This window comes from Promicromonospora sp. NFX87 (genome assembly GCF_048564965.1).
Lineage (GTDB): Bacteria > Actinomycetota > Actinomycetes > Actinomycetales > Cellulomonadaceae > Promicromonospora.
This window is the reverse complement of the sequence record NZ_CP183413.1, coordinates 2,388,333-2,400,036: the sequence shown is the minus strand read 5'-3', so window position 1 is coordinate 2,400,036 and position 11,704 is coordinate 2,388,333. Positions and strand designations below refer to the sequence as shown.

Sequence of the window (11,704 nt, the reverse complement as noted above, 5' to 3'; positions counted from 1 at the left end):
GGTCCTAGGTGAATGGCGGCGGCTGAATCCGCCCGTCGAGCGTGGCTAACCCGAGATCCTCGAACACGCGGCGGATGGGATGGCCTACTCCGCTCGTCCCGGTGCCGCCCCAGTGCAGACCGACCACCCGAGCGGAAGCGCGCCCCCGCCCGGCCCGAGAGGCCTCCACGTACAGCGCACCGGAGTCGCCGCTCGACGAGAAGTCCCCGTCCTCGGAATCGACCCACAGGTCGGCGTGCGATCCGTAGTAGTCGTAGTCGAAGTCGATCAGGTCGACGATCCCCACGGTCCGCCCGGTGGCACGACCCGTCTTCTCGACTCGCATGTCGATGGCGGCATCGCCGATCTCGAACACCGCGAGAGCGCCGCCGGAGATCGTCGCGCTGACCAGGCTCGCGTCGTCCGGCACCGCGATGGCAGCATCGAGGGTGCCCGCTCGCAGCACCCTGGCTACGTGATCGTGAGGTGGATCGCCGCCGTCACCGGCGGCCGGCTGGATCACGCCGACCCCGGGTACGGAGCCGAACACGTGCTCGTTGGAGAGCGCGACGACTCGACGAGCGACCGTGTCCCACACCCAGCCGCCGAGTGTTCCCGAAGCGAGGTGCGCACCGGTCAGACCTACGCTCGCGCCGCCCGGCACGGGACGAAGCCGCTCGGAATCGGGGAGAGGTTCGGGGTGCTGCTGGACGTCCAGAACCACGGAGAGCTCCTCTCCGTCGTCGGCCGTGAAGCGCAGGCCGCGAGGCAGCCGGCGATCCGGCGGCACCTCATCCAGCAGGAGCTTCCGCTTCAGGTGCACGACCACTGCGTACTCGTCGGTCTTCTCACCTCTGCGCCTGCGGCGCCCCACGCCGACGCCGTGCACGTCCGGATGCGACAGCAACTGGCCGCCGTAGCGACGCTTCGCTTCGAGCGCGACCTCGAGCGAGTCTGCGGACCATCCACCGGCAGTCATGGCGTTGGCGCCGAACCCTGTTGGCCGAGCCTCTGCGGGCTAGTGCGGGTGCCCGGAATCTGAGGTGCCGGCGTCGCCTGCGCCACCGTCGCCGAGCGTGTGCTCGGGCGTGTGGGGATGGATGTCGGGATGGGTGACCACCACGTTGCAGCCGCACTCGGGAACGACTACCGGAAGTGGCGCTTCCTCACGGTCCGCCTGGGCGGAGCCCCACTGACTGACCAGACCGCTGATGATCTCGATGGGACGTCTGTCGATCGTGACCGACTCCATGCCCTCGGCCCTGAGGGCCTTCGTCACGTCGTCCCAGAGGTCGTGCCGGGCGATGAGCTTGACGAACTCCCGGAAGGTGTTGACGGGGACGTCGACCGTCGTAGCCGGTCGTGGATAGGCCTCTTCCGCGCTCACGTTGCCACCTCTCATCGGGTCTCATCAAGGTAGCGCCGCCACTGTCCTGCCGCCGTCCGGAGGTCCGGACATCACCCTCACCTCACCCGGTGGACGCCATCGAGCTGGACGGGCCGGCGACCGCGATCAACGAGCCAGCCGCTCCACCACCGCGCCGTAGAGCCACGGCGCCCGTACCGCCGCGGGCACCACGGCTCCCCGAGCAGGGCTCGACGCCCAGGCGAGCAGGCCGGTGGTGAGCGCGCGGTAGTCGCGGGTCGCCGTCCGCCAGGCGCGCTCGTACGCCCCGGCGTCGTCAAGATGCCGGACGGCGGCCTCCGCCTGCGCGAGCCCCACCCGGACGCCCTCGCCGGTCAGGGCGTCGACGTAGCCCGAGGCGTCGCCCACGAGCCGCACGCGGCCCGCCGCACGCCGTCGTGACCGCTGGCGCAACGGACCCGCGCCGAGCAGCGAGCCGGCGGCCGTCGCGGTCGCGAGGCGGGCGCTGAGCTCCGGGAACTGCGTGCGCAGCAGCTCGTCGAACCCCACGCCGCTCACCGAACGCGGCCCGAGCAGCGCGACGCCGACGGTGTCCGGGCCGACCGGCGTCACGTAGGCCTCGGCGTGCGGAGACCAGTGCACCTCGACGAGGTCGCTCCACGCCGGGACCTGGAAGTGTCGCCGCAGACCGTAGCGGCCGTCCGCCGGGCGGCCCGCACGTCGCCCGGGACCGACGTCGAGCCCCGCCAGCCTGCGGACGGTGGAGTGCAGGCCGTCGCACCCGAGCACCCAGCCGGCGCGCAGCGTCACCGGATCTCTCCCCTGACCGGCGACGCCACCCGGCACCATCTGGACCTCCACGCCGACGGCGTCCTGCCGCAGCGCGGTGACCCGACCGTGCAGGAGCTGCGCGCCGACGTCGGCGGCGCGCTTCGACAGCGCCTCGTGCAGCGCGGTGCGCCGGACGCCGCGGCCCGGACCGGCCGCGAACCGGTGGTCGGCGTGCCGGCCGGGGGCCCGGTAGCTGATCCCGGCGAGCGGCTGACCCGGCGGGTCCGCGCCGAGCGCCTGCACGGCGCGCAGGGCGCCGGGCAGCAGCCCCTCGCCGCAGGCCTTGTCGAGGGTGCCCGTCCGCCGGTCCACGACCAGCACGTCGAGCCCGGCCGCTCGCGCGTGCACCGCCGCCGCCAGCCCTACCGGACCCGCCCCCACCACGAGGACGTCCGCGTCCGTGCCCACCACGTCACCGCATCCCGCCCACGGCCGACCGCAGCGCCCGCTCCTCGGCCGGGATGCGGAAGCGCGCCAGCAGCACCGCGTTCAGGACGGTGAACACGAGCGCCGTGACCCAGGAGGTGTGCACCAGCGGCAGTGCTATGCCCTCGACCACGACCGCCACGTAGTTGGGGTGGCGCATCCACCGGTACGGGCCGCCGGACACGAGCGACAGCCCCGGGACCACGATGATGCGCGTGTTCCACCGGTGCCCCAGCGTGGTCACGCACCACCACCGCAGCGCCTGGCTCGCCAGCACGAGGACGAGCATCGGCCAGCCGAGCCACGGCAGGAACGGCCGGTCGGCGAGCACCGCCTCGGCGACGCACGCGACCAGCAGGCCGCTGTGCAGCAGCACCATCGCCGGGAAATGGCCCCGGCCCGACTCGACGCCGCCGCGCTCGAACGACCAGCGCGCGTTGCGGGCCGACACGACCAGCTCCGCCAGACGCTCGACCGCCGTCGCACCCACCAGGAACACGTAGAGACCCAGCATCAACGCTCCTCCAGCTTCAGCAGTACGAGCTCGCACGACACACCCGGACCGAAGGCCATGAGCACGACCGGTGAACCCGGTGGGGCGTCGGTATGCGCGAGGGTCCTGGCCAGGACGTCGAGCACCGACGCGGACGAGAGGTTACCCGCGCAGGCGAGGCTCTCCCGGCTCTCCCGGACGGCGTCCTCTGCGAGCCCCAGAGAGTCGCGCACCGCGTCGATGACGCGCGGACCGCCCGCGTGCACCACCCAGGTGGGGATCTCCCCCGGGGTCAGGCCGTGCTCGGCGAGCAGCCCCTTGACGTCGGCCAGCAGGTGCGCGCGCAGCAGGTCCGGCAGCCCGGCGGAGAGCACTATCGCGAACCCGGTGTCACGCACCTCCCAGCCGAGCGCCTCGGTGGTGCCGGGGTACAGCCGCGAGCGCGTGTCGACGACGGTCGCTCTGCGGCCTGCCCGAGCGGCCCGGCCGGCCGAGCCCGCCGTCCGCCCCGCGAGCGGGTGCATCTCTCCGACGACGACGGCAGCCGCCGCGCCGTCGCCGAACAGCCCGGAGGCCACCATGTTGGCCGTCGAGTCGTCGCCGTGCTGGAGGGTCAGGGAGCACAGCTCCACCGAGACCAGCAGGGACACGTCGCCCGGCCTGCCCAGCAGATGATCGTGCACGCGCGCGAGCCCGCCCGCCCCACCCGCGCACCCGAGCCCGAACGAGGGAGTGCGCCGCACGTCGCTGCGGAGGCCGAGCCGCTCCGAGAGCAGCACGTCCAGCGACGGCGCGGCCACCCCGGTCACCGAGGTGGCGAAGACGTGGTCGACGTCCTCCGGCCGGAGCCCGGCGGCGGCCAGCGCCTGGCGGCACGCACGCTCGGCCAGCAGCGCACCCTCCCGGATGAAGACGGCGTTGGTGGCGCCCATCGAGTGCAGGCCCGCGTACTCCTCCAGCGGCAGCACCAGGTGCCGGTGGTCCACGCCGGCGCTCGCGTGCAGGCGGCGCAGCAGGGTGGTCCGTGCCGGGTCGGGCGCCACCAGCGGCCCGACGACGTCGGTGATCTCCTCCTGGGTGTACACGTGCTCGGGCAGTACCGGCTCGACCGCGACGACACAGGACATCTCAGCATCGTCACGCAGGACCCGGTCACCCGCGCGGCGAGCAGGCGGCCCGGCGGATAGCGTGCCGCACATGACGTCCGGCACGCCGTCCGGCAATCTGCCCAGCAATCTGTCCGGCAATCTGTCCAGCAATCTGTCCACCGATCCGACCGGGACGAGCGCCCGCCGCCTGGCGCGCGGCCTCGTGCTCGCGAGCCACGCCGCACCGGCCGCCGTCGTGACCGGCCTGGCCGCCGCCCTCGCCGGGGCCCTCGGCTCCGGCTGGCTCGTCGTCACCCTGGTCACCGTCGCGGTGGGCACGGGCCAGCTCTCCGTCGGGTGGTCCAACGACTGGATCGACGCGCGGCGCGACACCGCCGTCGGACGCACGGACAAGCCCGTGGTGGCCGGGCTCGTCACCGCCCGCACCCTGCGCGGCGCCGCGTTCGCGGCGCTCGCCGTCTGCGTCGTCGCGTCGCTCGCGCTGGGTGTCGTTCCCGGGGTAGCGCACCTGGTGGCGGTGGGCGGCGCGTGGGCGTACAACGCCCGGCTCAAGGCGACCGTGTGGTCCTGGCTGCCGTACGCGCTGTCCTTCGGGCTGCTCGCGGTCTTCGTGGTGCTCGCCGCGCCCGGCCCGCGCGTCCCGGCGGGCTGGGCGGTCGCGGCGGCCGCGCTGCTCGGGACCGGGGCGCACGTCGCGAACACCCTGCCCGACCTGGAGGACGACGCCGCGACGGGCGTGCGGGGCCTGCCGCACCGGCTCGGCCGCCGCGCGTCCGAGGTGCTGGCCCCGTGCCTGCTGGTCGCCGCCGTCGCCGTGGTGGTCACCGGCCCGGCGGGGGCGCCCGGTCCGGCCGCCTGGGTCGGCGGCGCGGTCGCCGTGGGTCTGGCGCTGGCCGCGGGCGTCATGGCGCTCGCCCGGCCGCGCAGCCGCGCGCCGTTCGGCCTCAGCATGTGCGTCGCGGTGGTGTGCGTGGTGCTGCTGGCCCTCGCCGCGTCCGAGGCCGCGGTACTCCCGTGACCGCACGGGCGCGCTGGCGACCGGGCCTGATCCTGGGCACGCTGGAGCGGGACCGATCGAGGAACCGATCGAGCAGCTGACGGAGGAGCCGATGCAGGACGCCGTAGTGGCCGGGCCGATGACGGAGCAGGTGCCCGAGCAGTGGTGAGGACCGTCGATGCGGTGGTCGTCGGCGCGGGCCCCAACGGCCTGGTCGCCGCGAACGCCCTGGTCGACGCCGGCTGGGACGTCCTGGTGCTCGAGGCCCAGGACGCCGTCGGCGGCGCGGTGCGCACCGCCGAGGTGGCCGCGCCAGGTTTCCGCACCGACCTGTTCAGCGCGTTCTACCCGCTCGCGGCCGGCTCGCCGGTGATCCGCGGCCTGCACCTGGAGGAGCACGGGCTCGCGTGGTCGCGAGCGCCGTCGGTCCTCGCCCACGTGCTCGACGACGGCCAGGCCGCGGTGCTGCGCGCCGAGCCCGAGGACACCGCGGCGGGTCTCGACGCGCTCGCCCCGGGCGACGGCGACGCGTGGCTCCGGATGTTCGCGGGCTGGCAGCGCATACGCGACCCCTTGCTCGACGCGCTCTTCAGCCCGCTGCCCGCCGCCGGGTCCGCGCTGCGGCTGCTGAGCCGGCTCGGCATCGGCGGGGCGCTGGACCTCGGCCGCCTCGCCGTCCTGCCCGTGCGCCGGCTCGCGGACGAGACGTTCCGCGGTGAGGGCGGCGGGCTGCTGCTGACGGGCAACGCCATGCACTCCGACGTCCCGCCGGACGCAGCGGGCAGCGGCCTGTTCGGCTGGCTGCTGGCGATGCTCGGGCAGGACGTCGGCTTCCCCGTGCCCGCGGGCGGCGCCGGTTCGCTCGCCGACGCGCTCGCCGCGCGGGTGCGCGCGGGCGGCGGGGAGATCGTCACCGGTGCGCGCGTCGACCGGGTGCTGGTCGGGCGGGGCCGTGCGGTCGGCGTCCGGACGGCGGACGGCGAGCTCGTCCGCGCCCGGCGGGCGGTGCTCGCCGACGTCACCGCCCCTGCCCTGTACCGGGACCTCGTCGGCGCCGAGCACCTGCCGCCGCGCCTGCTGCGCGACCTCGACCGGTTCCAGTGGGACCACCCGACGTTCAAGGTCAACTGGGCGCTCGACCGCCCGTTCGCCTGGACCGCCGAGGGGGCGCACGGCGCCGGGACGGTGCACCTCGGCGTGGACCGGCGGGGATTCGTCGACGTCGCCGCCTCGCTGTCGAAGGGCGAGCCTCCCGAGCGGCCGTTCCTCGTCCTCGGCCAGATGACGACGTCGGACCCGACGCGCTCCCCGCACGGCACCGAGTCCGCGTGGGCCTACTCGCACGTGCCCCACGGCGTCGACTGGACCCCGGAGGCCGTCGCCGTCCAGGTGGACCGCATGGAGGACGCCCTCGACCGCGTCGCCCCCGGCTTCCGGGACACCGTGGCCGGCAGGTCCGTCCAGGGTCCGGCGGACCTCGAGGCGGCGGACGCGAACCTCGTCGGCGGCGCGGTCAACGGCGGGACGTCGGCCGTGCACCAGGAGCTGGTCTTCCGGCCGACGTCGGGGCTCGGCAGACCCGAGACGCCCATCGAGGGGCTGTACCTCGCGAGCGCGTCGGCCCATCCGGGCGGCGGCGTGCACGGCGCGTGCGGGTGGAACGCGGCACGCGTCGCACTGGCCGCGGCGAGCCCGTGGGGCGCGCTCCCCCGGGCGCTCGTGCGCAGCGCGTGGGGGCGGCTGCTGCGGAACGTGTGAGCGGACGCGGGTTCGCCGCGGCGCGCGCCGCGAGCCCGGTCAGCGTTGGAGCTGCTCGGGTGCCTGCCGCTCCGCGATGAGCGCGAGCCGCCGTAGCGTCTCGACGTTGCGCGGGCGGATCACCGCGCTGCGCACCGGCCGGGGCACCAGCACGCCGGGCCCCTTGTCCGCGTCCTCCGTGATCCGGATGAGGCACCCGACAGCCACCGGCGTCACCTCGATCAGCACGCGCGCCTCGCCCGCGGGCCAGCCCCTGGCCTGCAGCTCTATCGACCGCTCGGGGTCCCAGGCGCGGACCACCGTCTCGTCGTCGAGCAGGGCGGGCCACAAACCCACGGAGTGCAGGATGCGCGTGCCCGGCTCAGGCCACGTCGGGTCGACCGCCCGGATGCGTGCCGTGCCGACCACCCACGTCGAGTAGGACCAGCCGTCGGCGAGCACGCGCAGCACCGCGTCGGGAGTGCATCGAGCGGCCCGCGTGACGGTCACCATGATCTGACTCTAGCCAGGTCGCGGGCACTGGCAACCGGCCCGGTCCGCGGCCTCGGGTACTGCCGCGTGCGGGTGGTGCGCATCCTGCCTATCGTCGGGAGACGGCTTCGAGACGAGGGGCGAACCCGAGAGGGAGCGCGCCCCATGATCGAGGACGTGACCGAGGACATGACCGAGGACAAGGACAGGCCCGGCAGCCGCCCGACGGCGACGCCGTCGGCGCTACGAGAGGTGGCACTCGTCACCGGCGGGTCCAGCGGTATCGGCTTCGCGATGGCCCGGGAGCTCGCGCAGCGGGGTCACGAGGTGCTCGTGGTCGCCGAACGCGACGTCGACGAGGCCGTGCGCCAGCTGGCCGCGCACACGGACGCCCGCGTGACCGGCCTGGAGGTCGACCTCGCCCTGTCCGCGGGGGTCGAGGCCGCAGCCGCCCGCGCACGGGAGCTCGGGGTGCGGACGTTCGTGCTCAACGCGGGCGTCGGCGTCCACGGGCCGTTCGCGGACACCCCCCTGCGGGACGAGCTCCGGCTCGTCGACCTCAACGTCCGCTCGGTGGTGCACCTCGCGCACCTCGTCGTCCCCGACCTGGTCGAGGCGGGCGCCGGCAGGATCCTCGTCACGTCGTCGATCGCCGCGACGATGCCCGCCCCGCTCTTCGCCACGTATGCCGCGTCGAAGGCGTTCGCCCGCTCGTTCGCCTGGTCGCTGCGCCACGAGCTCGCCGGCACGGGCGTCACCGTGACGTCGGTGCTGCCCTCGGGCACCCGGACGCCGTTCTTCCGCGCGGCGGAGATGGAACGCACGCACATCGGGCGGGCACCCAAGGCCAACCCGGCGATGGTGGCCCGCCGCGCGATCGACGCCCTCCTGGAGGGCCGCGCCGAGGTCGCCACCGGTCTGCAGGCCAAGGCCCTCATGGCGATCGCCGCTCTGCTCCCCCAGCCCGCGCGATCGAGGTTCCACGGCTGGTTCTACGAACCGGGCGCGCGGGCACGTTCGACAGGCCGGACCTGATTGCTGTAGACCCTGCTCCATGAACGTCGTACCTATCATTCCCGGCTTCCACCCAGACCCCTCGGTATGCCGGGTGGGCGACGACTACTACCTCGCGAACTCGTCGTTCGAGTACGCGCCGGGAGTCCCGCTCTGGCACAGCCGCGACCTGCTGACCTGGACCCTCGTCGGGAACGTCCTCGACCGCCCCGAGCAGTTCCTGGCCGGGCGCGCCGGCTCCAGCCAGGGCGTGTACGCGCCGACCCTGCGCCATCACGACGGCCGGTTCTGGCTGATCACCACCGACGTCACCGGCCCCGCCGGGCAGCTCGTCGTCTCCGCCGAGGACCCCGCGGGCCCCTGGAGCGCCCCGATCTACCTCGAGGGTCTGCGCGGCATCGACCCCGACCTCGCCTGGGACGACGACGGCACGTGCTTCGTGACGTACTGCTCCTCCGGCCCGGACGGGGTGGGGATCGCCCAGGTGCGCGTCGACCTCGAGAAGGGGATCGCCCTGGAGGAGCCCCGGTGGCTGTGGAGCGGGACCGGCCTCGCGCACCCCGAGGCGCCGCACCTGTACCGGCGCGGCGCCTACTGGTACCTGCTCATCGCCGAGGGCGGCACGGAGCGCGGCCACAGCGTCTCGGTGGCGCGCGCGACCCGGCCCGAGGGCCCCTACACCGGCGCCCCGGTGAACCCGGTGCTCAGCCACCGCAGCACCACCCACCCCGTCCAGAACACCGGCCACGCCGACCTCGTCGAGAACGCGGACGGCAGCTGGTCCATGGTCTACCTGGCCGTGCGCCCGCGCGGCTACACACCGATGTTCCACGTCAACGGCCGCGAGACCTTCCTCGCGGGCATCGAATGGGTGGACGACTGGCCGGTGGTCGACGAGGACCGCTACGACGTGCCGGTCCAGGACACGTCGTACACGGACACGTTCGACGGCTCCGGGCTGCACCCGCGCTGGGTCTCCCCCGGCGCCGGCCTGGCCGAGATCGCGGCACCTGGGCCGGACGGCGGGCTCCGGCTCAGCCCTGGCACCGGGCCGCGGGCCGACGCCGGCGCCCTGACCGCGCGCGCCCTCGATCCCGCCTGGCGCTTCGAGGCGGACCTGAACCTGGCGCACGGTGCGGGCGCGCTCCTGCTGCGCCTGGACGACACCCACTGGTGCGAGCTCCGCGCCGACGCCGGCCAGGTGTACGCCGTCGTCCGCATCGGTCCCCTCGAGACGCGGCACGGCGCGGCGGTCCCGCTGACCGGGCCCTCGCTCACGCTCCGGGCCGAGTCGGTCACCCCCACGACGAACGGGCCGGACGACGTGCGCCTGACCGCCGTCGTCGACGGGACCGAGCACGAGCTGACCCGTTTCGACGGCCGGTACCTCTCGACCGAGGTGGCCGCCGGGTTCACGGGGCGGGTCGTCGGGCTGCGGGCGCTCGACGGCGTCGTCGACGTCACCGAGGTGCGCTACGCCCCGCTCACCGCGGACGAGGCGGGCTGACCTGTCCGGCCGGCTGACCGCTCAGGCGGTCAGCCGGCCACCCGCCGCCGGGCCGCGAATCCCAGGACGGCGAGGCTCAGGAGGGTTCCCCACCACAGCAGCCCCTGGACCCACGGGCCGAGCACGACCCCAGCGGTGCGGCCGTCGCGCAGCTCGATGTCGGTGACCAGGGTGCCCGCCTCGTCGAACGGGAGCGACTGGAGCAGGGTCCCGTCCGGCGTGAACACCTGGCTGGTGCCGGTCGTGGAGAGGTTGACGACGCTGCGGCCGGTCTCGATCGCGCGCATGCGGGCGATCTCGCGCTGCTGCAGGTTCTCGTCGGTGCCGCGGAAGTCCGCGTTGTTCGTCTGGAACATGAACACCTGAGCGCCGTCGCGCACGCCCTCCTGGATGACGTCGTCGAAGGCGACGTCGAAACAGATCGCGAGGCCCGCCTTCACACGCCCGAGGTCGAAGACCGGTGAGTCGTCGCCAGGTGTGTACCCGCGCGAGATGAGGCCGACGAGGTCGGGGACTATCGCGCTGTACAGCCACCGGTCGGGGATGTACTCGCCGAACGGCACCGGGTGTCGCTTCGCGTGCGTCGCCGTGGACCCGTCCGCCGTCCAGAGGAACGAGGTGTTGTAGACCAGGGCACCGACCTCGGACGCCGCGTTCAGGACGATCGGCGCACCGTACGCGTCAGCGGCCGCGGAGAGTGTCTGGGCGGTGGCCGCGTTCGACCTGGGGTCGCTGTCGACACCGCCCTCCGGCCACACCACGACGTCCACCCGCTCGCTCTCCACCAGCGGCGCCGAGGCGTCGAGCTGCGAGCGCAGCACTTCCAGCGGCGCGCGCTCGTCCGCGTACGCGGCGGGCCCGTTGCCCTGGACGGCGCCGACGCGGAGGGTTCCGGCGTCGGCGGTCGGGAACTGGGGAACCACGATCATGACGACGGCGAGCACGGCGACGGGCAGCGCGCCCCACCACCGGGCGGCCGAGCCTGCACGCTCGCCGACCCACCCCGTCGGTCGAGCCTGTCGAGACCCCGCCCACCGGACGGCCTCGACCGCTCCGGCGCACAGCACGACCATGAGGAACCCGAGCCCGGAGACGCCCAGCCAGGACGCGACGGGGGCGATCGGGCTCTCCGACTGGCTCATCCCGAGCCGGCCCCACGGGAACCCGCCGTACGGCCACGAGCCCAGCACGAGCTCGCGCGCCGTCCACGCCCCGGCGACGAGCGCCGGGAGCGCCACGAGACGGACGGCCGCGGTGTCGCGCCAGCGCGGCAGCCACCGGTAGGCGAGCGTGACGAGGGGCGAGAAGACCGCGAGGAGGAGCGTCTCGAACGTGGCGAGGGCCACCCACGGCACCCAGCCGAGCGGGTCGTCGCCGAGGAACTGCGACGCCCACGACACGTGCGGGAAGTAGAACGCGGCGCCGAACGCCGCCCCGACGAGCACGCTGCCCCACAGGCTCCGCCCGATCAGGGAGACCAGCGCGAGCGGAACGGCCACGAACGCGAGCGGCCACCAGCCGAGCGAGGGGAAGGCCGCGTCGAGCGCGAACCCGCCGGCAACCGCGAGAGGGAGCGCCGCCCAGAGCGGCACGAGCGGGCGCTCGGCGGACGGTGCGGCGGTGCCGGCGGCAGCCTGCACGCGGGCCCGGTCGGTGCGGCCCGGGATGACGTTGTGAACCAAGGCTCTCGTTCTCGCAGAGTGAGCTGAAGTGAGCGGAAGGGGACACGGCACGCGGCGACAGGCCGGTGAGC

The 11,704-nt window shown here is 74.4% G+C and carries 11 protein-coding genes; 4 read left to right on the top strand and 7 right to left on the bottom strand.

Annotated elements, in window-relative coordinates; all coding sequences use genetic code 11:
- Nucleotides 1–4 precede the first annotated feature (4 nt).
- The 5 genes from ACNYC2_RS10720 to ACNYC2_RS10700 all read right to left on the bottom strand — a co-directional run bounded on the left by ACNYC2_RS10720 (nucleotide 5) and on the right by ACNYC2_RS10700 (nucleotide 4,222).
- Nucleotides 5–958 carry a hypothetical protein gene (locus ACNYC2_RS10720; protein WP_419706993.1) on the bottom strand — a complete coding sequence of 318 codons (954 nt, stop codon included), beginning with the start codon at nucleotides 956–958 and terminating at the stop codon, nucleotides 5–7.
- Nucleotides 959–997: 39 nt separating this feature from the next.
- Entirely contained in the window at nucleotides 998–1,366 is a 369-nt protein-coding gene (locus ACNYC2_RS10715) for a hypothetical protein (RefSeq protein ID WP_419706992.1), read from the bottom strand.
- A gap of 126 nt (nucleotides 1,367–1,492) precedes the next feature.
- Nucleotides 1,493–2,587, bottom strand: coding sequence for an NAD(P)/FAD-dependent oxidoreductase (locus tag ACNYC2_RS10710; protein ID WP_419706991.1), 1,095 nt, complete (start codon nucleotides 2,585–2,587; stop codon nucleotides 1,493–1,495).
- A 1-nt stretch (nucleotide 2,588) separates the two neighbouring features.
- The gene (locus ACNYC2_RS10705) at nucleotides 2,589–3,116 is read right to left on the bottom strand and encodes an isoprenylcysteine carboxyl methyltransferase family protein (protein ID WP_419706990.1); all 528 of its coding nucleotides are present in this window, start codon (nucleotides 3,114–3,116) and stop codon (nucleotides 2,589–2,591) included.
- The gene (locus tag ACNYC2_RS10700) at nucleotides 3,116–4,222 is read right to left on the bottom strand and encodes a type III polyketide synthase (protein WP_419706989.1); all 1,107 of its coding nucleotides are present in this window, start codon (nucleotides 4,220–4,222) and stop codon (nucleotides 3,116–3,118) included. Before ACNYC2_RS10700 ends, ACNYC2_RS10705 begins: the two co-directional genes overlap by 1 nt.
- A 70-nt stretch (nucleotides 4,223–4,292) precedes the next feature.
- Here ACNYC2_RS10700 and ACNYC2_RS10695 point away from each other — a divergent pair, with 70 nt between their 5' ends.
- Complete coding sequence (locus ACNYC2_RS10695) at nucleotides 4,293–5,222, top strand: UbiA family prenyltransferase (protein ID WP_419706988.1); 930 nt, start codon at nucleotides 4,293–4,295, stop codon at nucleotides 5,220–5,222.
- A 144-nt stretch (nucleotides 5,223–5,366) separates the two neighbouring features.
- Complete coding sequence (locus ACNYC2_RS10690; RefSeq protein ID WP_419706987.1) at nucleotides 5,367–6,959, top strand: phytoene desaturase family protein; 1,593 nt, start codon at nucleotides 5,367–5,369, stop codon at nucleotides 6,957–6,959.
- Between the two features lie 39 nt (nucleotides 6,960–6,998).
- Here ACNYC2_RS10690 and ACNYC2_RS10685 read toward each other — a convergent pair whose 3' ends face one another.
- The gene (locus tag ACNYC2_RS10685) at nucleotides 6,999–7,451 is read right to left on the bottom strand and encodes an SRPBCC family protein (RefSeq protein ID WP_419706986.1); all 453 of its coding nucleotides are present in this window, start codon (nucleotides 7,449–7,451) and stop codon (nucleotides 6,999–7,001) included.
- A gap of 144 nt (nucleotides 7,452–7,595) precedes the next feature.
- On the opposite strand from ACNYC2_RS10685, the gene ACNYC2_RS10680 reads away from it, so the two are divergent.
- Both ACNYC2_RS10680 and ACNYC2_RS10675 read left to right on the top strand, forming a co-directional pair.
- Complete coding sequence (locus ACNYC2_RS10680) at nucleotides 7,596–8,465, top strand: SDR family NAD(P)-dependent oxidoreductase (RefSeq protein ID WP_419706985.1); 870 nt, start codon at nucleotides 7,596–7,598, stop codon at nucleotides 8,463–8,465.
- Nucleotides 8,466–8,484: 19 nt separating this feature from the next.
- The gene (locus tag ACNYC2_RS10675; RefSeq protein ID WP_419706984.1) at nucleotides 8,485–9,951 is read left to right on the top strand and encodes a family 43 glycosylhydrolase; all 1,467 of its coding nucleotides are present in this window, start codon (nucleotides 8,485–8,487) and stop codon (nucleotides 9,949–9,951) included.
- Nucleotides 9,952–9,980: 29 nt separating this feature from the next.
- Here the strand turns inward: ACNYC2_RS10675 and lnt are convergent, their stop codons facing one another.
- Nucleotides 9,981–11,633 (bottom strand): apolipoprotein N-acyltransferase, encoded by a 1,653-nt coding sequence (gene lnt / locus ACNYC2_RS10670; RefSeq protein WP_419706983.1) that lies wholly within the window; start codon nucleotides 11,631–11,633, stop codon nucleotides 9,981–9,983.
- Nucleotides 11,634–11,704: the final 71 nt, after the last annotated feature.

Excerpts from the sequence above, each read along its gene's own strand:
- ACNYC2_RS10720 (WP_419706993.1), bottom strand. The coding sequence starts at position 958 with ATGACTGCCGGTGGATGGTCCGCAGACTCGCTCGAGGTCGCGCTCGAA.
- ACNYC2_RS10705 (WP_419706990.1), bottom strand. The coding sequence starts at position 3,116 with ATGCTGGGTCTCTACGTGTTCCTGGTGGGTGCGACGGCGGTCGAGCGT.
- ACNYC2_RS10700 (WP_419706989.1), bottom strand. The coding sequence starts at position 4,222 with ATGTCCTGTGTCGTCGCGGTCGAGCCGGTACTGCCCGAGCACGTGTAC.
- ACNYC2_RS10695 (WP_419706988.1), top strand. The coding sequence starts at position 4,293 with ATGACGTCCGGCACGCCGTCCGGCAATCTGCCCAGCAATCTGTCCGGC.
- ACNYC2_RS10685 (WP_419706986.1), bottom strand. The coding sequence starts at position 7,451 with ATGGTGACCGTCACGCGGGCCGCTCGATGCACTCCCGACGCGGTGCTG.
- ACNYC2_RS10680 (WP_419706985.1), top strand. The coding sequence starts at position 7,596 with ATGATCGAGGACGTGACCGAGGACATGACCGAGGACAAGGACAGGCCC.
- ACNYC2_RS10675 (WP_419706984.1), top strand. The coding sequence starts at position 8,485 with ATGAACGTCGTACCTATCATTCCCGGCTTCCACCCAGACCCCTCGGTA.